General features: G+C 70.4%; 17 protein-coding genes. 9 read left to right on the forward strand and 8 right to left on the reverse strand.

From position 1 onward, the window contains the following. Positions 1-18: 18 nt before the first annotated feature. Positions 19-1,524 (forward strand): lysine--tRNA ligase, encoded by a 1,506-nt coding sequence (lysS, locus tag FHT26_RS15090; protein ID WP_168560925.1) that lies wholly within the window; start codon positions 19-21, stop codon positions 1,522-1,524. Between the two features lie 63 nt (positions 1,525-1,587). Continuing rightward, positions 1,588-2,289: a class I SAM-dependent methyltransferase gene (locus tag FHT26_RS15095; RefSeq protein WP_168560926.1), complete on the forward strand. Its 702-nt coding sequence runs from the start codon at positions 1,588-1,590 to the stop codon at positions 2,287-2,289. Positions 2,290-2,300: 11 nt separating this feature from the next. Here FHT26_RS15095 and FHT26_RS15100 read toward each other — a convergent pair whose 3' ends face one another. From FHT26_RS15100 to FHT26_RS15120, 5 genes are all read right to left on the reverse strand, one after another. Continuing rightward, positions 2,301-3,089 (reverse strand): enoyl-CoA hydratase, encoded by a 789-nt coding sequence (locus tag FHT26_RS15100; RefSeq protein ID WP_168560927.1) that lies wholly within the window; start codon positions 3,087-3,089, stop codon positions 2,301-2,303. Between the two features lie 49 nt (positions 3,090-3,138). Next, positions 3,139-4,272: a DUF3108 domain-containing protein gene (locus tag FHT26_RS15105; RefSeq protein WP_168560928.1), complete on the reverse strand. Its 1,134-nt coding sequence runs from the start codon at positions 4,270-4,272 to the stop codon at positions 3,139-3,141. Beyond that, positions 4,257-6,032 carry a M61 family metallopeptidase gene (locus tag FHT26_RS15110; protein WP_168560929.1) on the reverse strand — a complete coding sequence of 592 codons (1,776 nt, stop codon included), beginning with the start codon at positions 6,030-6,032 and terminating at the stop codon, positions 4,257-4,259. The genes FHT26_RS15105 and FHT26_RS15110 overlap by 16 nt, the downstream gene beginning before the upstream one ends. An 82-nt stretch (positions 6,033-6,114) precedes the next feature. Next, the gene (locus FHT26_RS15115) at positions 6,115-6,834 is read right to left on the reverse strand and encodes a DsbC family protein (protein WP_168560930.1); all 720 of its coding nucleotides are present in this window, start codon (positions 6,832-6,834) and stop codon (positions 6,115-6,117) included. Positions 6,835-6,848: 14 nt separating this feature from the next. Continuing rightward, positions 6,849-7,961 (reverse strand): FAD-dependent monooxygenase, encoded by a 1,113-nt coding sequence (locus tag FHT26_RS15120; protein ID WP_168560931.1) that lies wholly within the window; start codon positions 7,959-7,961, stop codon positions 6,849-6,851. Positions 7,962-8,050: 89 nt separating this feature from the next. Between FHT26_RS15120 and FHT26_RS15125 the strand changes: the two genes are divergently transcribed. The 3 genes from FHT26_RS15125 to FHT26_RS15135 are packed head-to-tail and all read left to right on the forward strand — an operon-like array spanning position 8,051 to position 12,368. Beyond that, entirely contained in the window at positions 8,051-10,516 is a 2,466-nt protein-coding gene (locus tag FHT26_RS15125) for an AsmA family protein (protein ID WP_168560932.1), read from the forward strand. Then, positions 10,513-11,409: an MOSC domain-containing protein gene (locus FHT26_RS15130; RefSeq protein WP_490362791.1), complete on the forward strand. Its 897-nt coding sequence runs from the start codon at positions 10,513-10,515 to the stop codon at positions 11,407-11,409. Before FHT26_RS15125 ends, FHT26_RS15130 begins: the two co-directional genes overlap by 4 nt. A gap of 14 nt (positions 11,410-11,423) precedes the next feature. Next, positions 11,424-12,368 carry an EamA family transporter gene (locus FHT26_RS15135; protein ID WP_168560933.1) on the forward strand — a complete coding sequence of 315 codons (945 nt, stop codon included), beginning with the start codon at positions 11,424-11,426 and terminating at the stop codon, positions 12,366-12,368. Here FHT26_RS15135 and FHT26_RS15140 read toward each other — a convergent pair. Next, entirely contained in the window at positions 12,340-13,212 is an 873-nt protein-coding gene (locus FHT26_RS15140) for a pirin family protein (RefSeq protein WP_168560934.1), read from the reverse strand. The genes FHT26_RS15135 and FHT26_RS15140 overlap by 29 nt on opposite strands. Before the next feature lie 101 nt (positions 13,213-13,313). On the opposite strand from FHT26_RS15140, the gene ychF reads away from it, so the two are divergent. Further along, complete coding sequence (gene ychF, locus FHT26_RS15145; protein ID WP_168560935.1) at positions 13,314-14,408, forward strand: redox-regulated ATPase YchF; 1,095 nt, start codon at positions 13,314-13,316, stop codon at positions 14,406-14,408. A 14-nt stretch (positions 14,409-14,422) separates the two neighbouring features. Here the strand turns inward: ychF and FHT26_RS15150 are convergent, their stop codons facing one another. After that, entirely contained in the window at positions 14,423-16,180 is a 1,758-nt protein-coding gene (locus FHT26_RS15150) for a sensor domain-containing diguanylate cyclase (protein ID WP_168560936.1), read from the reverse strand. A gap of 238 nt (positions 16,181-16,418) precedes the next feature. Here FHT26_RS15150 and FHT26_RS15155 point away from each other — a divergent pair, with 238 nt between their 5' ends. Then, entirely contained in the window at positions 16,419-17,309 is an 891-nt protein-coding gene (locus tag FHT26_RS15155) for an aldo/keto reductase (RefSeq protein WP_168560937.1), read from the forward strand. An 86-nt stretch (positions 17,310-17,395) separates the two neighbouring features. Continuing rightward, a complete protein-coding gene (locus FHT26_RS15160; protein WP_168560938.1) occupies positions 17,396-20,602 on the forward strand; it encodes a CHASE domain-containing protein in 3,207 nt (1,068 codons plus the stop codon). A gap of 152 nt (positions 20,603-20,754) precedes the next feature. On the opposite strand, the gene ggt is transcribed toward FHT26_RS15160, so the two are convergent. Next, positions 20,755-22,479 carry a gamma-glutamyltransferase gene (gene ggt, locus FHT26_RS15165; protein WP_168560939.1) on the reverse strand — a complete coding sequence of 575 codons (1,725 nt, stop codon included), beginning with the start codon at positions 22,477-22,479 and terminating at the stop codon, positions 20,755-20,757. A gap of 215 nt (positions 22,480-22,694) precedes the next feature. Here ggt and rpoH point away from each other — a divergent pair, with 215 nt between their 5' ends. Next, positions 22,695-23,648, forward strand: a complete 954-nt coding sequence (gene rpoH, locus FHT26_RS15170; RefSeq protein WP_168560940.1) for an RNA polymerase sigma factor RpoH — start codon at positions 22,695-22,697, stop codon at positions 23,646-23,648. The last annotated feature ends 9 nt before the right edge of the window (positions 23,649-23,657 follow it).

Genomic DNA, 23,657 nt, shown 5'->3' on the forward strand with positions numbered 1-23,657 from the left:
GCATTTCCAGAGCCCTTCATGACCCAGACCACCCCTCCCCAGCCGCCCGAAGACGAAAACAAGCTGATCGCCGAACGCCGCGAGAAGCTGTCCGCGATCCGCCAGCAGGGCGTCGCGTTCCCGAACGACTTCAAGCCGAAGCACCATGCGCTCGACCTGATCCGCAAGTACGGCGAGATCCCGAACGAAGAACTGGAACCGCAGGGCATCGTCGTCAGCCTGGGCGGGCGGATGATGCTGAAGCGGATGATGGGCAAGGCCAGCTTCGCGACGCTGCAGGACTCGACCGGCCGCCTGCAGCTGTTCGTCACCAAGGACGCGCTGGGCGACGAGGTCTATGCCGCGTTCAAGCACTGGGACCTGGGCGACATCCTCGGTGCCGAAGGCACGTTGTTCCGCACCAAGACCGGCGAGCTGTCGGTGCGCGTGACCACGCTGCGCCTGCTGACCAAGAGCCTGCGGCCGCTGCCGGACAAGTTCCACGGCATGGCCGACCAGGAGCAGAAGTACCGCCAGCGGTACGTCGACCTGATCACCGACGAAGAGGCGCGCAAGCGCTTCGTCGCGCGCAGCAAGGCGCTCGGCTCGATCCGCCACTTCATGCTCGAGCACGGCTTCATGGAGGTCGAGACGCCGATGCTGCACCCGATCCCCGGCGGCGCGAATGCCAAGCCCTTCGTCACCCACCACAACGCGCTCGACCAGGAGATGTTCCTGCGCATCGCGCCCGAGCTGTACCTGAAGCGGCTGGTGGTCGGCGGTTTCGAGCGGGTGTTCGAGGTGAACCGCAACTTCCGCAACGAAGGCATCTCGGTGCGCCACAACCCCGAGTTCACGATGATGGAGTTCTATGCGGCCTGGTGGAACCACCATGACGTGATGGACTTCACCGAGCAGGTGCTGCGCCATGCCGCGCGCCAGGCGACCGGCTCGGCCAGCCTCAGCTACGCCGGCAAGCCGGTCGACCTCGACAAGCCGTTCACGCGGCTGACGGTGCGCGATTCGCTGGTGGTGCACGCCGGCCTGAGCGAAGCCGAAGCCGGCGATGCGCAGGTGCTGCGCGCGACGCTGAAGTCGCTGGGCGAGGAAGCGCCGGCGCACTGGAACCTGCCCGAGCTGCAGTTCGGGCTGTTCGAGGCCGCGGTCGAAGAGAAGCTCTGGCACCCGACCTTCATCATCGACTACCCGGTCGAGGTGTCGCCGCTGGCCCGCGCATCCGACGCCAACCCCGGCATCGCCGAGCGCTTCGAGCTCTTCATGACCGGCCGCGAGTACGCGAACGGCTTCTCGGAGCTGAACGACGCCGAGGACCAGGCGGCCCGCTTCCACGCGCAGGCGGCCAACAAGGAGGCCGGCGACGAAGAGGCGATGTTCTACGACGCCGACTTCATCCGCGCGCTCGAATACGGCATGCCGCCGACCGGCGGTTGCGGCATCGGCATCGACCGGCTGATGATGCTGATCACCGACAGCCCGAGCATCCGCGACGTGATCCTGTTCCCGTCGCTGCGCAAGGAAAGCTGAGATCGACGGCTCCCGGCCTCGCCGAGAGCCGCGCTCGACGCCGCCGGGCGCCTACACTGCCGGATGCCTGGATACCTGATCAAGCACGAGGACATCGCCGTCGACGGCGTGCCCGACCTGCACATTCGCTCGCTGCTGGACCGCCAGCAGTTCTCCGACCCGCAGGGCCTGGCGCTCAGCCAGGGCATCTCGTCGGCCGCGTGGCCGCTGTTCGGGCTGCTGTGGCCGTCCGGCCTGCAACTGGCCGGGCGCATGGCGGCGCGGACGATGGTGGCGGGCGAGCGCATCCTCGAGATCGGCTGCGGCCTCGCGCTCGCGAGCCTGGTGAGCCACCGCCGCGGTGCCGACGTGACGGCCAGCGACTGCCATCCGCTGGCGGCCGAGTTCCTGGCCGAGAACCTGCGCCTGAACCAGCTGCCGCCGATGGCCTACCGGCATGGCCAGTGGTCCGAATCGGCGACCGACCTGCTGCCGCCGGTGCCGCAGGACCAGCAGACCCTCAGCGGCCGCTTCGAGCTGGTGATCGGCAGCGACATCCTCTACGAGCGCGATGACGGCGGGCTGCTCGCCGGCTTCATCGGCCGCCACGTCGCGCAGCGCGCCGAGGTCTGGATCGTCGACCCGAACCGCGGCAACCGCGCCAAGTTCAGCAAGCAGATGGCGGCGATGGGCTTCTCGCTGCAGGAAGAACCGCTGCAGCAGGCGGCCGATGCGACGCACGCAGCGTACAAGGGGCGGCTGCTGGTGTACCGCAACGCCGACTGAGCCTTCGGGGCTCAGCGGTGCTTGAAGGCCGGCTTGCGCTTGTTGACGAAGGCGTCCATGCCTTCCTTCTGGTCCTCGGTCGCGAACAGCGCGTGGAACATCCGGCGCTCGAACTGGATGCCCTCCGACAACGGGCCCTCGTAGGCGCGGTTCACCGCCTCCTTGGCCATCATCACGCTCGGCCCGCCGAATTCGCAGATCGCCTGCGCGGCCGCCAGCGTCACGCTCAGCAGCTCGGCCGCCGGCACCACGCGCGACACCAGCCCGGCGCGCTCGGCCTCGGCGGCGTCCATCATGCGGCCGGTCAGCACCATGTCCATCGCCTTGGCCTTGCCGATCGCGCGCGGCAGCCGCTGCGTGCCGCCGGCGCCGGGGATGATGCCGAGCTTGATCTCCGGCTGGCCGAACTTCGCGCTGTCGGCCGCGATGATGAAGTCGCACATCATCGCGAGCTCGCAGCCGCCGCCCAACGCGAAGCCGCTCACCGCGGCGATCACCGGCTTGCGCACGCTGCGGATGGTCTCCCAGTTGCGCGTGATGTAGTCGCTCTTGTAGACGTCCATGAAGTTCCAGCCCGCCATCGCACCGATGTCGGCCCCCGCCGCGAAGGCCTTCTCGCTGCCGGTGACCACCATGCAGCCGATGGTCTCGTCGGCATCGAAGGCCTTCAGCGCCGCGCCGAGCTCGTTCATCAGCGTGTCGTTCAGCGCGTTCAGCTGCTTCGGCCGGCTCAGCGTGACGACGCCGATGCGCAGCGGACCGCTGCCCTGGACGTCGGTGACGATGCATTCGTAGCTCATCGGAGTCTCCTTCGGTGGATGTTCTGGCAACAGTGTAGGCAGGTCACGCTCACGACGCCGCGAGTTCGGGCTTGCGCTTGATCATCAGGTCGACCCAGGTGTCGGCGTCCTGGTGGATGCGGATGCGCAGCGGCAGGTAGCGCATGCTCGGCGCGATCCACATCTCGGGGATCAGGTCGCCGCCGCGCGGTTGCCGGCGCGGCTTCACGCGGAAGGCCGGCACCTCGCCGAAGTCGGTGTACAGCGTCTCCTCCTCGAGCACGTCGTAGGTCCACGGCTCGACGCGGAACGGCAGCGCCAGCGGGATCTCGACGCTCTCGCCGGTGCGCAGCTTCTGCGGCTGCGTCGTGAACAGCCAGGTCAGCTGCACGAACTGGCTCGCGGTGTCCTGCACGCCCGGCCAGCGGATGCGGCGCTGCCCGTTGGCCAGCACCACCGCATCGGGCAGCAGCTGCATCGACACGCGCTGGTCGTCGCGCAGCATCACGTGGGTCAGCTGGTCGTAGCGGGTCGGGTACAGGCCATCGGCGGTCAGCTGGCCTTCGCTCGTCAGCCGGCGCGATGCCGTGGGCGCGAACGACAGCCCGATGACCACGTCGACGTTCACCTGGTAGCGGTTGCCGTCGCGGATCCATTCGACCTGCGCCTCGCCGTCGACGTGTCCGCGGAAATTGCCGGTCAGCACGTAGCTGAGGCGGGTCGAGCCGGGCCATTCGAACGCGGCCGGCGCGGAGGCCGCGCCGTCGACGGCGACCGGCGACGGCTCGGGCAGCGGTGCCGAGGCGGCCGCGGCAGGCGCCGAGGCGACGGGTTCGGGTTCGGCCGCGGCGACGACCTCGGGGACGGGCTCGCGGACGGGCTCGGGTACCGGCTCGACCGGTACGGCCGACGCGGCGGGTTCGACCGGCGACGGCAGCGCCGGCGCAGCGGCAGCCGCGCGTGCCACCCGCTTCGGCGGCGGCTTCGGCGCCGGCACGACAGCGACCGGCACCGTCGGCTGCAGCTCGCGCACGTAGGCCACCTGCAGCCGCTGCGGCATCGGCGCCACCGAGAACGCGCCCATCCGGTCGGCGAGCTGGCGCGTCACGCAGCCGTGCACCGCCAGCACGCCCAGCACCAGCGTCAGCAACGCCGCGCGGCGCCGGGGCGTCGCGCGCAAGCGTCCGGTCAGCCGCGCATCCATGCCTGCCGCAGGGACTGCGCGGCGGCGGCGGAAGGCGTGTCGGACACGGGTGCGGGCGACAGCGCGACCGCACCGCTGTCCGGCGCCGCGGCGGCCGCCAGCGGCAGGTGCAGCAGGCGCTGGTCGCGCGACACCAGCAGCGTCGCCGTGCCGTCGTCCGGCAGCAGCCGCAGCAGGTCGTCGAGCCGGCGCAGCCGCCAGTCGTCGACGCCGAGCAGTTCGTCGCCGGCCGCGAGCCCGGCCGCTTCGGCCGCACCGCCGCGCAGCACATGGCTCACCTTGATGCCGGTCAGCGCGCTCTCGGAGACCCGCAGGCCGAGCCGCTGCGCGAGCGTCGGCGCCTGCTGCGTCCAGCGGACGCCGACGCGCTGCAGCAGCTCCTTCAGCGGCAGGTCGCCGGTGCCGTGCACCCAGGCCTGCAGCTCCTTCGCCATCGATCGGCCGCCCACCTCGTGCAGCACCGCCGCGATGTCGTCCTGCGAGATCGGCCCGCCGTCGCTGCGCGCCCACAGCCCGCGCATCACGTCGTCCAGCGAACCCTGGCCGCGCGTGCGCAGCGTCAGGTCGAGCGCCAGCGCGACCAGCGAGCCCTTCGTGTAGTAGCTGATCGTCGCGTTCGGCGTGTTCTCGTCGCCGCGGTAGTACTTGACCCAGGCATCGAAGCTCGCCTGCGCGACGCTCTGCACCTGGCGGCCCGGCGCGGCCAGCACGCCGGTCACCGTCTTGGCCAGCAGCTTCAGGTAGCGCGCCTCGTCGATCAGGCCGGCGCGCAACAGCAGCAGGTCGTCGTAGTACGAGGTGAAGCCCTCGAAGAACCACAGCAGCTCGGTGTAGTTCTCCTGCGTGTAGTCGTAGCGGGCGAACTCGGCCGGGCGCAGGCGCTTGACGTTCCAGGTGTGGAAGTATTCATGGCTGATCAGCCCGAGCAGCGTCACGTAGCCGTCGCCCGGCTCGCCCGCGGCCTTCGGATCGGCATCGGCCCGCGCGCGCTGCGGCAGGTCGCGCCGCGCGGCGATCAGCGCGGTGCTGGCCCGGTGCTCCAGCCCGCCGTAGCCGTCGTCCACCGCGTTCAGCATGAACACGTAGCGCTTGAAATGCGGCTTCCTGCGGCCATGCCAGAACGCGATCTCGGCCTCGCAGATGCGGCGTGCATCGGCCAGCAGGCGTTCGCCGTCGAAGTCGGGCAGTGCGCCGGCCACGATGAACTCGTGCGGCACGCCGGCCGCCTTGAACTCGCCGCGCCAGAAGTCGCCCAGCTCCACCGGGTGGTCGACCAGCTCGTCGTAGTCGCCCGCCTGGTACAGGCCCTGGCCGCGCGCATCGGTCTTGACGGCCGGCAGCGCGGTGCCCACGCGCCAGCCCTTCGGCAACCCGCGCATCTCGACGGCATGCGCCTCGGCCTCGCGCCCTTCGACCCGCAGGAAGGTGCTGGTGCCGTTGAAGAAGCCGCGCCGCGCATCGAGGAAGGCGGTGCGCACCGAGGTGTCGAACGCATAGACCAGGTAGCTGACGGTCAGCGCGCCGCGGCCGTCGCAGGGCGCCAGCCAGGTGGCCTTGTCGAGCTGCTGCAGCGCGAGCTCGCGCGAGCCCTGGCGCGCCTGCAACTGCGACAGATGGCGCGCGAACTCGCGCACCAGGTAGCTGCCGGGGATCCAGGCCGGCAGGCTCAGGCGCTGTTGCGCCGCCGGCTGCGGCACGGTGAGCGTGACGCGAAACTGGTGCGCGTGCACATCGGCGATCTCGATGCGGTAGGAAATCATGGGATCAGGTCGCGAGCAGGCGCTCGCGCAGCGGTTTCTGCGGGCGCCATTGTCACCGCAGGGGCCGCCCTGCGCAGTGGAACTACTTGCTGCTGGCGACCAGCTGCTTCTCGATCTGGTCGAGCGGCATCGCGCCGGGGAAGCGCGTGCCGTCGGCGAACACCAGCGCCGGCGTGCCGTTGATGCGGTATTTCTTGCCCATCGCGAGGTTGCGCTCGAACGGCGTCTCGCAGTTGCCCATCGACCGCGGCGGCTGCTCGCTGCGCAGCATCCAGCCGAGCCATGCCTTGCTCGGTTCCTTCGAGCACCAGATGTCGCGCGACTTCTGCGGCGAATCGCCGCCGAGGATCGGGTACAGGAAGGTGTAGACGGTGACGTCCTTGATCTTCTGCAGGTCGGCCTCGAAGCGGCGGCAGTAGCCGCAGTTCGGGTCGGCGAAGACGGCGATGCGGCGCGCGCCGGTGCCGTTCTTCCAGACCATCGCGTCCTTCAGCGGCAAGCTCGCGAAGTCGATCGCGGTCAGCTTGTTGATGCGCGCCTCGGTCAGGTTGGTGCGCGCCTTCGTGTCGATCAGCGAGCCCTCGATCAGGTAGTTGCCCTGCTCGTCGGTGTAGAGGATCTCGGTGCCCATGCGCACTTCGTAGAGGCCGGGGATCGGCGTCTTGCCGACCTCGTCGATCTTCGGCAGGTTGGTCAGGCGCTCGGCGAGGTTCTTGCGGATCTGCGCCTCGTCGGCGTGGGCCAGCGGGGCCAGCGCCAACGCGGCGGCGAGGAAGGATCGGGTCAGCGGTGTGCGCAGCATGGCAAGGCCTTCAATCAGGTGTCGAGCGCCCGGGCGGTCAGCCAGCGCTTCAGCGGGGACAGGTGGTTGACCAGAGTCATGCCGCGGTTGCGAAGTTCCCGCACCGCGGCCTGGTCCGTCGAAAACAACCGCCACAGACCGCCGGTCAATTCTCCCATCGCCCGGGTCGGGGCCAGGCGTGAGCGTTCGTAACGGCGCAGCAGCTTGGCGTCGGACAGCTCGCGCCACGGTTCGCGCGCCGCCAGCACCGCCGACAGCGACGCCACGTCGGCCAGCCCGAGGTTCAGGCCCTGCCCGGCCAGCGGGTGCACCACATGCGCCGCATCGCCCAGCAGCACCCAGCCGGGGCCGCACCAGGCGCTGGCGCTCGCCTGCACCAGCGGCCAGCCGGCGCGCGCCGAGGCCAGCGCCAGCCGGCCGCAGGCGCCGCCGGTGGCATCGTTCAATTCCTGCTCGAACGCCGCAGCGTCGAGCGCCAGCAGCGCCTGCGCCCGGGCCTGCGGCAGCGACCAGACCAGCGCATGCGAACAACCCGGCTGCGGCAAATCGAACGGCAGCAACGCGAGGATGTCGGGAGCACGGAACCACTGCCGCGCGGTGTGGCGGTGCGGCTGGTCGGCCACCAGGCGCGCCGCGATCGCGACCTGCCCGTAGTCGTGGCGCTCGAAGCGCACGCCCAGCGCGGCCCGCGAGGCCGACGCCTTGCCTTCGCACAAGGCGGTCAGCGGCGCCTGCACGTCGGCGTCGGGCGCCAGCAGCTCGACATGCGGCGAGTAGCGCACCGCGGTGGCGAGCGCCTGTTCCAGCGCGGCCACGTCGGTGATGAAGGCCAGCTCGGCCACGTGCTGCTGCCAGGCCGAGAATTCGAGCGCGGCGCCGGCCGCATCGCCTTCGACGCGCATCTCGTGCACTGCGGTCGCCGCGCCGGGCGGCAACGCCTCCCAGACCTTCAGCGCGCCCAGCAGCGCGACCGACGCGCGGTTCAGCGCATAGGCCCGCACGTCCTCGCCGGCATGGGCGACGGCATCGGGCACCAGCGCGACGCGCAGGCCCTGGCGGGCCAGCGACAAGGCGAGCGCCTGGCCGACGATGCCGGCCCCTCGGACACACAGATCGAAGCGTTTCATGAGGTTTCATTGTAGGGATCGGCACCACCCTGGCGCCCTTGAGGGCAGAATCGGTGCCCCCACGCTGCACCCCTGCGGTCGACCGACTGATGAAACCCTGGATCCGCAAACTCCTGCTGGCACTGGCGGTGCTGGTGCTGCTGCTCGGTGCCGTGCTCGCCTGGCTGGTCTCGACCTTCGACCCGAACGCCTACAAGGGCCTCGCGATCGACTGGATGAAAACCCACCGCGCCCGCACGCTGGCGATCGACGGGCCGATCAAGCTGTCGGTGTTCCCGCGCCTCGCGGTGCAGCTGTCGGCCGTCAAGCTGAGCGAAAAAGGCCGCGCCGACGAATTCGCCGCGCTCGACGAGGCCTCGCTGTCGGTCGCGGTGCTGCCGCTGCTGCGCCAGCAGCTGGTGGTCGACCACGTCAGCGCCCGCGGGCTGCGGCTGGTGTACCGCCGCGATGCACAGGGCAAGACCAACATCGACGACCTGATTGCCGGCGACACGCCGCCCGGCGCCCCGGCGTCAACGGCCAGCCAGCCGGCCGGTTCGAGCGCCCCGCTGCGCTTCGACGTCAGCAGCGTGCAGCTCGACGACCTGCGCCTGAGCCTGCGCGACGAGCGCGACCAGCTGTCCGGCGAGGTCACGCTGAATTCGCTGCACACCGGCCGGCTCGCCGACCAGGTGGAATCGCCGGTCAAGCTGCAGGCCGAGTTCGCGATGAAGGCGCCGGCCGTCAAGGGCAAGCTGAGCGGCGAGACCAAGCTGACGCTGCTGCTTGCGCAGCAGGGCGTGAAGCTGCGCGACATGCAGCTCGGCTGGCAGGGCGACGCGTTCGGCGTGCAGGCGATGGACGTCAAGATCCAGGGCGCGCTGGGCTACGACGGGCAGCGCGGCACGCTCGACGCGCAGGACCTCGACCTCGGGCTCGGCGCCACGCTCGGCTCGCTGAAGCTGGCCGGCAGCCGGGTGCAGATCAAGCACTTCGCGTTCGACCCGGCGGCGCGCAACCTGGCGCTGAACGCGCTGCAGGTCAAGCTGGCCGGCACGCAGGGCGGCCAGCCGCTGTCGGCCACGCTCGACTGGCCGGAGCTGAACGTCAAGGGCGAGGCGCTGACCGGCAGCGCGCTCAGCGGCAAGCTGTCGCTCGAAGGGCCGACTGCGGTCGACGCCAGCTTCAAGTCGGCCGCGCCGGGCGGCAGCTTCGACATGGTCAAGGTGCCCGGCTTCGAGGCGACCTTCAAGGGCAGCATGAAGGGCACCGGCGCGGGCAACGCCGGCCAGCGCGAGCTGGCGGGCACGGTGCGCGCCGACCTGCAGCTGCAGCCGGCGAAGAGCGCGTTCGCGCTCGACGCGCTGGCGGCCCAGCTGAAGATCCAGGAGCCGTCGCTGCAGCCGCTGGTGCTGGACATGCGCGGCAAGGCCGATGCGTCGGCGCAGGCGGCGCACTGGTCGCTGGCCGGGCAGATCAATGCCAACCCGTTCCGCAGCGACGGCAACGTCACGCTGGCCGGCACGCCGATCACCGTGAAGGCCTCGGCCAACTTCGAGGCGCTCGACCTGAACCGGCTGCTGCCGCCGTCTTCGACCGCCGCGGCCACGCCGGCTCCCGCCGCCGGCGACAAGCCCGCCGCCGACACCCCGGTCGACCTGTCGCCGCTGCGCGCGCTGCAGGGCGAGTTCAGCCTGCACATCGGCAGCTTCGCGTACCAGACCTACCGCGTCAGCGATGCCGCGCTCGAAGCGTCGCTGCAGGGCGGCATGCTGCGCGTCAGCAAGCTGTACGGCAAGACCTGGGGCGGCGTGCTCGACGCGACCGCGTTCGCCGATGCGCGCGCGAGCCGCATCGCGGTGAAGGCGACCGCCAACGGCGTCAACGTCAACACGCTGCTGAAGGACGTCGCGAAGAAGGACATCCTCGAAGGCACCGGCCGCGTCGTCGCCGACGTCGAGACCGCCGGCCGCAGCGTCAACGAGATGAAGGCGCGGCTGAAGGGCACCGCCGCGCTGCAGCTGCGCGACGGGGCGATCAAGGGCGTGAACCTCGCGAAGAGCCTGCGCCAGGCCAAGGCGGCGTTGTCGATGAAGCAGGACAGCTCGCAGAAGGCCACGCAGACCGAGAAGACCGATTTCTCCGAGCTGACGGCCAGCTTCGTGATCACCGACGGCATCGCGCGCAACGCCGACCTCGATGCGAAGAGCCCGTTCCTGCGGCTCAACGGCTCGGGCGCGCTCGACGTCGGCCGCGGCCGCATCGACTACACCGCGCGCGCGACGGTCGCCAACACCACGAAGGGCCAGGACGGCGCCGACCTCGCGGCGCTGAAGGGCGTCACGGTGCCGGTGCTGCTGACCGGGCCGTTCGATGCGATCGACTGGCGGATCCAGTGGTCGCAGATCGCGGCCCAGGTGATCAAGAGCGAGGTGGCCGGCAAGGCCGAGGAGAAGCTGAAGGAGAGCCTGCGCGGCAAGCTCGGCCTGCCGGCGCCGGCGAGCGGTGCGGCCTCGGGCCCGCAGCCGTCGACCAAGGACCAGTTGAAAGACAAGCTGAAGGGGTTGTTCAAGTGAGCGAGTTGTCGGAGGGAGATGTCGCCGTCACGTTGCGCAGCGTGCACGTCTACCCGGTGAAGAGCTGTGCCGGCGTCGCGCTCGACGAATCGCTGCTGATCGAGACCGGGCTCGAGTTCGACCGCGCGTGGATGGCGGTCGACGCGGCCGGCCGTTTCGTCAGCCAGCGCGAGCTGCCGCGCATGGCGCTGGTCCGCACGACGCTGAAGCACACCGAACTCGTGCTGCGCGCGCCCGGCATGCTGGCGCTGCACCTGGCGCTCGATGCGGTCGAGGCGCCGAACCGCGTCACCGTGTGGAACGACACCGTCGCGGCCTACGACATGGGCGACCTGGCGGCGCAGTGGTTCAGCGATTTCCTTGCGCCCCCCTCCAATGACGCCGGTGACGTGAAGTTCCCGCTGCGCCTGGCGCGCTTCGACCCGGAGCAGAAGCGGCTGTCGAGCAAGCAATGGACCGGCGAGATCGACGCCGAGAACGCGTTCGGCGACGGCTTCCCGCTGCTGGTGGTGTCGCAGGCCTCGCTCGACGAACTGAACGAACGGCTCGCGCGCAAGGGCGTCGCGGCGATGACGATGGCGCGCTTCCGGCCGAACCTGGTGCTCGACGGGCTCGAGTCGCATGGCGAGGATTTCCTCGACGAGATCCGCTTCGACACGCCCGAGGGGCCGGTGCGGCTGCGGCTGGTCAAGCCCTGCCCGCGCTGCCCGATCCCGAACGTCGACCCCGAGACCGGCGAGCCGGGACACGAACCGGGCGACACGCTGTCGACCTACCGCGCCGACGAGCGCCTCGACGGCAAGATCACCTTCGGCATGAACGCGGTGATCGTCGAGGGCATCGAATGCGGGTTGCGTGCCGGCATGGTCGGCAGCGCCAGCATTCGATTCTGAGGTCGGCACCGGACGTGACGCGCCTGCGCAACTGGCAGCTGTTCGCCATCTGCGTGCTGACCTGGGGCACGACCTGGCATGCCATCACGTGGCAGGTCGGCGTCACGACGCCGGAGTTCGGCGTCGCGCTGCGCTTCGCGCTGGCCGGCGCGGTGATCCTGGCGTTCGCCGCGGCGCGCGGCGTGTCGTTGCGCTTCGCGCCGCGCCAGCACGCCTGGTTCGCGCTGCAGGGCGTGTTCCTGTACGGCGTGTCGTACCTGTGCGTGTACCACGCCGAGCGGCTGCTGCCGTCGGGGCTGGTCGCGGTCGGCTATTCGGCGTCGCCGCTGATCGCCGGGCTCGGCGCCAGGGGGCTGTTCGGCGTCGCGATCACGCCGCGTTTCATCGCCGGCGGCCTGCTGGGGCTGGCCGGCGTCGCGCTGGTGTTCTGGCCGGAATTCGGCCACGCCCGCGATGCGTCGGGCACGGCGCTCGGCGCGCTGTTCACGGTCGGCGCGGTGCTGTTGTCGGGGGTCGGCAGCCTCGCGGCGAGCCGCAATGGCGCGCGCGGCCTGCCGTTCTGGCCGGCGCTCGGCTTTGGCATGCTGTATGGCGCGCTGTGCTGCTTCATCGCGGCGCTGGCCGGCGGGCAGCCGATGGCGCTGCCGGCGATCGCGTCCTGGTGGATCGCGCTGCTGTACCTCGCACTGGCCGGATCGGTGCTGACCTTCGCCTGCTTCCTGACGCTGATGCAGCGCCTCGGACCCGGTCCGGCCGGCAGCATCGGCGTGATGACGCCGCTGCTGGCGCTGGTCGTCTCGACGGCCTTCGAGCACTACCGGCCGGATGCGCTGACCGGCATCGGCGCGGCGCTGGCGGTGCTGGGCAACGTGCTGATGCTGCGCCGCGGTGCGCCGGCCGCCGCCTCATCGGCGCCCACCCGCGCCGACCTCAGGGCCGGCGCTCCGGCAGCGGAATGAACTCGGTCTCGCCGGGCACGCCGGCAAAGCGCTGGGCCGCCCAATCGTCGGCGGCTTCGGCGATGCGGTCCTTGCGGCTGGACACGAAGTTCCACCACATGAAGCGGTGGCCGAGCGGCTCGCCGCCGATCAGCATCACGCGCGCGCCCTGCGGCGCCTCGAGCAGCGGCTGGGCGCCGCCGGGCAGCACGACCATCTCGCCCGCCGGGACGGCCTGGCCGTCGAGCGTGAAGCCGTGGTCGACGCCGTACAGCGCGCGCTGCGGTGCCGCCGCGGGCACCTGCAGGCGGCCGCCGGGCGGCAGTGCCAGGTCGGCATAGAGCGTCGGCGACAGCGTGGGCGTCGGCGAGGCCGCGCCGAACGCGCTGCCGATCAGCACCCGCACCGTGGTGTCGCCGACCACCACCGACGGGATCGTCGCGGCCGCGGTGTGCGAGAAGCCCGGCGCGTCTTCCTCGTGCTCGGCCGGCAGCGCGGCCCACAGCTGCAGCCCGTGGCTGCGCCGCGCCACGTGGCGCAGGTCGTCGGGGGCGCGTTCGGAGTGGGCGATGCCGCGGCCGGCGGTCATCCAGTTGATCGCGCCGGGCTCGATGCGCTGCACGATGCCGGTGCTGTCGCGGTGCAGCATCGCGCCTTCGAACAGGTAGGTGACGGTGGCCAGCCCGATGTGCGGGTGCGGGCGCACGTCGTGGTTGTCGCTCGGCTGGGCGGTGATGGGCCCGAAGTGGTCGAAGAACAGGAAGGGGCCGACCGACTGCTGCTGCGCCGCGGGCAGCAGCCGGCGCACGGTGAAGCCGCCGCCGAGGTCCTTGGAGTGCGGATTCAGGCGCAGGAGTTCGAGCATCGGAAGGTCCTCGAAGGGATTGGCGGGACAGGAAAACGGGCAGTGTAGAGGGACGGACTAAAATTCGCCCCTCTCTCTCTCGACCAGCGAAAGCCCCCTCCATGAGCCTCAAATGCGGCATCGTGGGCCTGCCCAACGTCGGCAAGTCCACCCTTTTCAACGCGCTGACGAAAGCCGGCATCGCGGCCGAGAACTACCCGTTCTGCACCATCGAGCCGAACGTCGGCATCGTCGAGTTGCCCGACCCGCGGCTGCAGGCGCTGTCGGCGATCGTGAAGCCCGAGCGCATCGTGCCGGCGATCGTCGAGTTCGTCGACATCGCCGGGCTGGTGGCCGGTGCCTCGAAGGGCGAAGGCCTGGGCAACCAGTTCCTGGCCCACATCCGCGAGACGGATGCGATCGTCAACGTGGTGCGCTGCTTCGACGACGAGAACGTGATCCACGTCGCCGGCCGCGTCGACCCGATCTCCGACATCGAGGTGATCCAGACCGAGCTGTGCCTGGCCGACCTGGCCACGGTGGAGAAGACGCTGCAGCGCTCGATCAAGGCGGCGAAGTCGGGCAACGACAAGGAAGCGGCCAAGCTGGTCGACGTGCTGCAGAAGTGCCAGGCCGCGCTGAACGAAGCGAAGCCGGTGCGCGGCATCAGCTTCAGCAAGGAAGAACTGGTGATCCTGAAGCCGCTGTGCCTGATCACCGCGAAGCCGGCGATGTTCGTCGGCAACGTCGACGAAGGCGGCTTCGAGAACAACCCGTACCTCGACAAGCTGCGCGCGTATGCCGAGGGCCAGAAGGCGCCGGTGGTGGCGATCTGCGCGAAGACCGAGGCCGAGCTGGCCGACATGCCGGACGAGGACCGGCTGATGTTCCTGCAGGAGATGGGGCAGAGCGAGCCGGGCCTGAACCGCCTGATCCGCGCCGCCTTCAGCCTGCTCGGGCTGCAGACCTACTTCACCGCCGGGGTGAAGGAAGTGCGCGCCTGGACCATCCACATCGGCGACACCGCGCCGCAGGCGGCCGGCGTGATCCACACCGACTTCGAGCGCGGCTTCATCCGCGCGCAGACCATCGGCTTCGACGACTTCATCGCGTTCAAGGGCGAACAGGGCGCGAAGGACGCCGGCAAGATGCGCGCCGAAGGCAAGGAGTACGTGGTGAAGGACGGGGACGTGATGAACTTCCTGTTCAACGTCTAGGTCCCGCGGCTCAGCTACTCCGCCCCCGCCTCCCACGGCCGCGTCTTCAGCCACCGCCGCCACCAGCGCGGCCGCTGGCGCTGCGGCGCGATCGTCGTCAGCTGGCGCAGCCGCGCGCCGCTGCCCGGGCGCATGCGGCCGAGGTGCGACACCAGCGCGTCGACCAGCGCCTGCGGCGTGTCGCGCCGGTCTTCCGGCAGGTGCGCCACCACCGCGTGCATCTGCAGCGTCTCGGCACCCGGCAGTTCGCCGGTGTAGTGCTGGGCCTGGTGGATGATGCGGTGCACGATCATCAGGACCTCGCCCGGATTGGCCACCCCGTCCAGCAGCGCCACCACGCGCTGCTCGTTGAAGCGCACCACCACGTCCGACGCGCGCATGCCCTGCTGCACCTGCCGGCCGGCCATCAGCAGCGCCTGCTCGGCGATCGACGCGCCCTGGCGCAGCCGGATGTCGCGCAGGTTCACCACCTCGAACATCACGACCGCGCTGCGGATGCCGTGCCGCTGGCTGCGGAACTTCATCTGCGCCAGCCGCGGCAGCAAGTCCTTCGGGCGCAGCAGGCCGGTCAGCGGGTCGTACTGCGCGGCCTCGCGCAGGCGCGCCGACACCACGTCGTGGTCGCGCCGCAGCAGCGACATCGCATACAGCAGCAGCGGCAGGTCGATCGCGCTCGCGAACAGCAGCCCGTATTGCGAGAACAGGCCGCTCGGCACGAAGCCGAAGCCCTTCAGCAACGGCAGTGCCGCCCCGGCGCCGAGCACGATCTGGCCGGCCGCCAGCCAGCGCACGTGCGGCAGCTGCCAGCGCAGCGAGCGCACCAGCAGCCCGCCGCCCACCAGCATCGACAGCGCGCCGAACGAGCGCGTCAGGAACCAGCGCTCGGCCAGGTCGAGCAACGGGTAGGCCAGCGTCAGCACCGCCGCCAGCACGACGCACAGCCACACGAGCGCGCGCTCGAGCGGACCGATCACCGCCTGCGGCACCGCCGAGCGCAGGAAGCCCAGCCCGACCGCGCCGAGCAGCACCGGGCTCAGCATCAGCAGCAGGATGCTCAGCGCCGGCTCCTCGCCGACCAGCGTCTGGTGCACCTGGCCGCTCAGGCAGGCGAGCGTCAGGATCATCGCGACCAGGTAGGCGCTGCACCAGCCGAGCGTGCCGTCGCGGTGCGCCACCGCCTGCACCGCGACGTACAGCAGCGCCAGCAGCGCAAGGCCGAAGTACGCGCCGATGAACAGCTGGGCCATGCCCTGGCTTTCGAGCAGGTCGCGCGGGCTGCGGATCAGCGGCGCGCCGCCGAGCGTGGCGGGGTGCTCCAGCCGCAGCAGGTAGGTGGTCGCCCGCTGCGCATCGGCATGCAGCTGGAACACCGGCAGCGACGCGCGCACCGGCCACTGCGAGATCGGCGTCAGCACGCCGCTCGCCTGCGGCGTGCCGAGGCGCGACTCGGGGCCGACGCGGTAGACCTCGGCGCGCATCAGCGTCGCATGCGGCAACTCGAGGAACCAGTCGGCCTCGCTGCCGGCGCCCACCTGCACGCTGAAACGCACCCAGGTCACGGCCGGCCAGCGCGCACCGAACAGTTCGTCGTCGGGCAGGCGCTGCCAGCCCTCGGTTTCGGCCAGCACCGCCTGCGGCGATTGCTGCCCGGTGGCGTCGACGCGGAACTCCGCCCCTTCGGCCAGGCTGCGCGCCGGCCCCTGCACCGTCAGCTGCAGCGTGGCCGCGGCGCACCACGCCGGCAGCGCCGTCACCAGCACGGCCATCAGCATGGCGCGCAGCGACGGCCGCGGCAGGCGGGGGAATCGGAGGCAGCGGAAAAGCAAGGGATGGATCCGTGGAGTCGGGACAGGGCGGCGCGCATTCTGGCGTCGATATCGTCGGGATTCGCCCCAGGCAATGCAAGCGAAACGGACTGTTACCCTCTGACTTTCCCCGGCGCGCGGGCGCACACTGCTGACCCGCGCCCATGTGCCACTCACCCTCCACCGCCGACAGCCTGAAGCCATCATGAGCCCCGTCAACGCCCCCAACCTCGCCCTTTCCCCGATCGTCGCCGGTGCCTGGCGCATGGCCGACTGGGGCTGGGACGCCGAACAGCGCGTGCGCTGGATCGAGCAGTGCATGGAACTCGGCGTGACGAGCTTCGACCATGCCGACATCTACGGCGGCTACCGGGTCGAGGCGCTGTTCGGCGAGGCGCTCGCGCTGAAGCCGATGCTGCGCCAGCACATGCAGCTGGTCGGCAAGTGCGGCATCAAGCTGGTCGGCGAGGCGCGGCCGGAGCACCGGGTGAAGCACTACGACACCTCGCCGGCGCACATCACCCGCAGCGTCGAGAACTCGCTGCGCGCGCTGCAGACCGACCACCTCGACCTGCTGCTGATCCACCGTCCGGATCCGCTGATGGAGGCCGACGACGTGGCCGAGGCCTTCACCGCGCTGCGCCAGGCCGGCAAGGTGCGGGCCTTCGGGGTGTCCAACTTCACGCCGGCGCAGTTCGAGCTGCTGAACAGCCGCATCGCGCTGGCCACCAACCAGATCGAACTGCACCCGCTGCACCTGTCGCCGCTGCACGACGGCACGCTCGACCAATGCCAGCGGCTGCGCCTGCGTCCGATGATCTGGTCGCCGCTGGCCGGCGGCAAGCTGCTGACCGGCAGCGACGAACGCTCGCGCCGCGTGCAGGCCGCGCTGCAGGCGGTCGGCCAGCGCCACGGCGTCAGCGCAGCGACGGTCGCCTACGCCTGGCTGCTGCGCCACCCGACCCGCCCGCACCCGCTGACCGGCTCGCAGCGGCTGGAGGCGATCCGCGAGGCGCTGGCCGCGTTGCAGCTGAAGCTCGACGCCGAATCGTGGACCGAGATCTGGCAGGCCGGCAGCGGACACGAAGTCGCCTGACGATGCGCGCCACGTCGTTTGGCACCGACTGAGGACCGCACCGAGGTGATAGGCTCCCCTCGCCCCCACCTCGCCCCATCGATTCGATGACGCCAGCGACGCCCCGCCCCACCACGAACTGGCCGGACTGGCCGTTCGCGCTCGCGGGCACCGCCGTCGCCTATGCGGTGGTCGGCTGGGCCGCATTGGCGTTGGCGATTCCGCCCAGCCTCGCGTCGCCGCTGTACCCGTCCGCCGGCATCGCGCTGGCCTGCCTGCTGGTCTACGGATGGCGGATGCTGCCAGGCGTGCTGGTCGGCGCCTTCCTGGTCAACGCCGGCATCGCGATCGACCAGGGCGGGTGGACCCTCGCAGGCCTCGCGGTGCCGGCCGCCATCGCCGTCGGCGCCACGCTGCAGGCGGCGCTGGCCAGCGTGCTGGTGCAGCGCTTCCTGCCGCAGCCGGTCACGCTGAACGAACCGCGCGACATCGCGGTCTTCTTCGGGCTCGGCGCGATCGCCGCGAGCCTCGTCAGCTGCAGCGTCGCGACGCTTGCGCTGTGGCTGGCCGGCCGCCAGCCGCTCGACGAACTGGTCTTCAGCTGGTGGACCTGGTGGGCCGGCGATGCGCTCGGCGTGCTGATCGGCACGCCGGTCGCGCTGACGCTGATCGGCCGGCCGCGCGACGAATGGGCCGCGCGCCGCCGCACCGTCGGGCTGACGCTCGGCATCGCGACGCTGCTGATGGCGCTCGGCGTGCGCCAGGTCGCGCAATGGGAAGACGCCCGCGTGCAGGCTGCCTTCGATCGCGATGCGATCCATGCGTCGTCCAACCTCGCCGCGCAGCTGCAGTACCCGCTGCACGCGCTCGAAGCGCTGCGCGGCGTGATGATCTCGTCCGACGACGTGACGCGCGAGGAAATGCACCGCGCCGCGGCCGCCTGGCTCGAGGTCGGCGGCCACCTGCAGGCGCTCGGCTGGACCGAGCTGATGCCGCGCTCGCAGGTGCCGGCCTTCGAGGCCCGGGTACGCGCGACCGGCCTGCCCGGCTACCGCGTGTTCGACCGCTTCGACTCCGGCTTCAAGCCGGCGCCCGACGACACCGTCGCGGCGATCCGCTACATCGAGCCGCAGCAGGCGAACGCCGCGGCGCTGGGCGTCAACACCCGGTCGATCGCCGCCGCGCGCATGGCGATCGATTCGGCGGTGCGCACCGACCGGCCGGCCGCCAGCGCCGGCTTCCTGCTGACGCAGGACGGCGCCGGCACGCAGACCGGCGTCGTGATCTACCAGGCCGTCTACGCCGGCATGCCGACCACCGTCAGCGACCGGGTCGCGGCGGCGCGCGGCGTGGTGTTCGTGACGCTGCGCATGGACGACGCGCTGCAGGCGTTCAAGGGCACGCTGCCGCACTACCTCGACGTCTGCATCGTCGACACCGACCCGATCGCCGAACGGCGGCGCCTGGCCGGCACCATCGGCTGCGAGACGCAGTCGGCCGACCTGTCCCACGTGCGCTCGTTCGCGTTTGCCGGGCGGCAGTGGGACATCCGCGTCACTTCGTCGCGCTCCGCGGTGCCGCACGTGCGCGAGCGCAACGCGCTGCTGTTCTCGCTGGTCGGGCTGCTCGCCACCTCGATGCTGGGCGCGCTGATGCTGACCGTCACCGGCCGCACCCGCCGCATCGAAGTCGCGGTCAACGACCGCACCGCCGCGCTGCAGCGCGAGATCGCCGAGCGCCAGCGCACCGAGGCCGACCTGCGCGAGAGCGAGCAGCGCTTCCGCAACATCCTGAACCACGTGCCGATCGGCGTCGTCTACACCGACCTGCACGGCAACGTGAAGCAGGTGAACCCGCAGTACTGCGCGCTGACCGGCTACAGCGCCGAGGCGCTGGTCGACATGAACGTCGCCGCGCTGACGCACCCCGACGACCGCTCGCAGGACCTCGAGATGACGAGCCAGCTGCTGCGCGGCGAGATCCCGATGTACCGACGCCAGGGCCGCTACGTGACGCGCGACGGGCGCCAGGTGTGGGTGCAGACCATCGTCACGCTGCTGCGCGACCTGCAGGGCCAGCCGCGGCGCATCGTCGGCGTGGTCGAGGACATCACCGAGCACCTGCGGCTGGCCGAGGCCGAGCGAGCGCGCGAGCTGGCCGAGGCGGCGAACCGCGCGAAGAGCGATTTCCTGTCGCGCATGAGCCACGAGCTGCGCACGCCGCTGAACGCGATGCTCGGCTTCGCGCAGCTGCTCGAGCTGGACCAGAACCACCCGCTACCGATCGCACAGCGCCCGTGGGTCACGCAGATCCAGAGCGCCGGCTGGCACCTGCTCGACATGATCAACGACGTGCTCGACCTGTCGCGCATCGAATCCGGCACGCTGAACCTGCAGGCCGACGCGATCGACCTGCACGAGGCGGTCGCCGCGGCGCTGTCGCTCGTCGAGCAGGACGCTCGGCGCCGCGGCATCACGATCACGCAGGAGCTGGCCGACAACGCCGAGCGCGTCACCGGCGACGCCACCCGCGTGAAGCAGATCCTGATCAACCTGCTGAGCAATGCGGTGAAGTACAACACCGAGGGCGGCCGCATCCACGTGGCGTCACGGCGCAGCACGGCGGGCGGGCAGCGCGACAGCGTCGAGATCACGATCACCGACACCGGGCTGGGCATGACGCCGCAGCAGCTGTCGCAGCTGTTCCAGCCGTTCAACCGGCTCGGGCGCGAGCGCTCGTCGCTCGAAGGCACCGGCATCGGGCTGGTGATCAGCCAGCGGCTGGCCGAGTTGATGGGCGGCGCGGTGCGTGCGCGCAGCACCGCCGGCGAAGGCTCGTCGTTCATCCTGACGCTGCCGCGGGCCAACCCCGCCGACAGCGCGCCGGCCGGGCTGGACGAGATCGCCCCGGCCACCGGCAGCTACCACCAGCGCATCGTCCACTACGTCGAGGACAACGAAACCAACGTCGAGGTGATGCGCGGCATCCTGGCGCGCCGGCCGCAGGTGCAGTTCGACGTGTCGGTGACCGGGCTGGACGGGCTGGCGGCGATACGCGCGCGCCGGCCCGACCTGATCCTGCTCGACATGCACCTGCCCGACATCGACGGCATGGAGTTGCTGCGCCACCTGAAGGCCGACCCCGGCACCGCGAGCATCCCGGTGGTGGTGGTGTCGGCCGACGCACTGGCCAGCCAGATCGAGACCGCGATGGCGGCCGGCGCCCGGCAGTACCTGACCAAGCCGGTCAGCGTGAGCCAGCTGCTCGGCGTCGTCGATGCGGTGCTCGACGACGTCGAAACACGCTTCGGCTAGAGGATGACAGCCCCTCGGTCGGTGGGTACACCGACCGATCCCCCCGCGGCGATCCGGGCCGGCTTGGGGCGGCCCGGCGCTCGGCCCGGCCAGGGATGACAGCCCTGCGGTCGGTGGGTACACCGACCGATCCCCCGCGAGGATCCGGCCGGCTAGAAGCCCGCGGCGAGGCCCGTGTTGCGGCGCGGGTCGTTCGCGCCATAGAACCGGTTCTTGCCGACCGACTTGCCGCCGAGCGACGGCGCGCCGACCAGGATCGCCGCGACATGGTTGGCCGGCTGCGGAGCGCCCAGCTTGTGGCCCATGTCGGTCAGGATCTTGCGGGTGTCGGGGCTCAGCGCATTGACCTCGACGTTGGTCGTCTCCGGCAGCCACTGCTGGTGGAAGCGCGGCGCATCGACCGCCTCCTGCACGTTCATCCCGTAGTCGACGACGTTCAGGATCGTGTGCACCACCACCGTGATGATGCGGCTGCCGCCCGGCGTGCCGGTGACCATCACCGGCTTGCCGTCGCGCGACATGATCGTCGGGCTCATCGAACTCAGCGGGCGCTTGCCCGGGGCGATGGCGTTCGCTTCGCCCTGCACCAGGCCGTACATGTTCGGCACGCCGATCTTCGCGGTGAAGTCGTCCATCTCGTCGTTCAGCACCACGCCGGTCTTCGCCGCGGTGACCTTGGCGCCGAACCAGTCGTTCAGCGTGTAGGTCACGGCGACCGCGTTGCCGTCCTTGTCGACGATGGAATAGTGCGTGGTGTTGCTGCCTTCGTGCGGTTCGACGCCGGGCTTGATGTCCTTCGACACGCCGGCCTTGGCCGGATCGATCGCGCCGCGGATCTTCTCGGCATAGCCCTTGTCGAGCAGCCGGTCGAGCGGGTTCTTGACGAAATCGGGGTCGCCCAGGTAGCTGTTGCGGTCGACGTAGGCATGCCGCATCGCCTCGATCTGGTAGTGCACCGATTGCGCCGAGCGGAAGCCGAGGTCCTTCAGCGGATAGCCCTCGAGCACGTTCAGGATCTCGCAGATCACGACGCCGCCCGAGCTCGGCGGCGGTGCCGAGACGATGCGGTAGCCGCGGTAGTCGCACTCGACCGGCGGCAGTTCGCGGGTCTTGTACTGGTCGAGGTCGGCCTGCGTCAGGATGCCCTTGCCGGCCTGGCTGGACGCGACGATGGCCGCGCCGACCGTGCCCTTGTAGAAGCCGTCTTCGCCCTTCTGCGAGATCAGCCGCAGCGTCTTCGCCAGGTCCTTCTGCACGAGGCGCTGGCCGGGCTCGAACGGCTGGCCCTTGTTCAGGAAGATCGACGCCGACGCCGGGTCCTTGCGGAAATCCTCGGTGGCGGTCAGCAGCATGTCGACATCGCCCTGCTGCAACACGAAGCCCTTGTCGGCGAAGGTGATGGCAGGAGCGATCAGCTGCGACCGCTTCATCGTGCCGTACTTCGCCCGCGCCATCTCCAAGCCCGACACCGTGCCGGGCACGCCGACCGCGAGGTGGCCGGTGGTGCTCAGGCCCTTGACGACGTTGCCGCTCGCATCGAGGTACATGTTCGGCGTCGCGGCCAGCGGCGCCTTCTCGCGGAAGTCGAGGAAGGTCTTGCGGCCGTCGGCCAGCTGGATCGTCATGAAACCGCCACCGCCCAGGTTGCCCGCCGCCGGGTAGACCACCGCCAGCGCGTAACCCACGGCCACCGCGGCATCGACCGCGTTGCCGCCCTTCTTCAGCACGTCGACGCCGACCTGCGTCGCGTAATGCTGCGCGGTGACCACCATGCCGTTCTGGGCCGCGGCCGGCGCGATCGACGCGGCATGTACCGTCCAGCAACACACTGTTGCGGCAGATACCACGAAACTCTTCAGCAAACGGCAGGTCTTCATCGTGATGTTCTCCTCGAAGGCACCGGACGGCACCGTGGTTGGAATCCACCAGAATAATCGCAAAGCCTTGCACCCAGTGGGGTCAGGAACAAGATTTGCCGCCGTTTTGTTGCAAGTATTCGCTCACACTGACCCTCTGACGGATGGACGCCCCGGCGTCGTCAGCACTCTCGGAAGTCGAGTGCTAATATCAAGGGAACGAAAGGAAATTCAGCATGTCTGATGCTTCCATGACCCTCACGAACACCCTGTCCCCCGAAAACGCCCTGACCCTGCGCGACCCGTTCGCGATGGTGCCCTCGCTGGGCAACCTCGACGCGTACATGTCCGCGGTCAACCGGATCCCGCTGCTGACACACGAGGAAGAAGTGTCCTACGCACGCCGGCTGCGCGAGAACGGCGATGTCGAAGCCGCCGGAAAGCTGGTGCTGTCGCACTTGCGCCTGGTGGTGTCGATCTCGCGCCAGTACCTCGGCTACGGCCTGCCGCACGGCGACCTGATCCAGGAAGGCAACGTCGGGCTGATGAAGGCCGTCAAGCGCTTCGACCCCGATCAGGGCGTGCGCCTTGTCAGCTACGCGATGCACTGGATCAAGGCCGAGATCCACGAGTACATCCTGAAGAACTGGCGCATGGTCAAGGTCGCGACGACCAAGGCCCAGCGCAAGCTGTTCTTCAACCTGCGCTCGATGAAGCAGAGCATGAAGGAAGACGCCGTCGACGGCTCGACCCACCGGGCGACGCTGACGCAGACCGAGATCGACCGCGTCGCGCAGCAGCTGAACGTCAAGCGCGAGGAAGTGCTCGAGATGGAAACCCGCCTGTCCGGCGGCGACATCGCGCTCGAACCGCAGGGCGACGACGGCGAGGAGAGCTACGCGCCGATCGCCTACCTGGCGGACGACAGCAGCGAGCCGACCCGCGTGATCGAAGCGCAACGCCGCGACTGGCTGGCCGGCGACGGCATCGCCCAGGCGCTCGACGCGCTCGACGCCCGCAGCCGCCGCATCGTCGAGGAGCGCTGGCTGAAGGTGAACGACGACAGCTCGGGCGGCATGACGCTGCACGACCTGGCCGGCGAGTACGGCGTCAGCGCCGAGCGCATCCGCCAGATCGAAGTCGCCGCGATGAAGAAGATGCGCAAGGCGTTGACCGAAGCCGCCGCCTGACACGGCGGC

The organism is Rhizobacter sp. SG703 (assembly GCF_012275445.1).
Taxonomy (GTDB): domain Bacteria; phylum Pseudomonadota; class Gammaproteobacteria; order Burkholderiales; family Burkholderiaceae_C; genus Rhizobacter.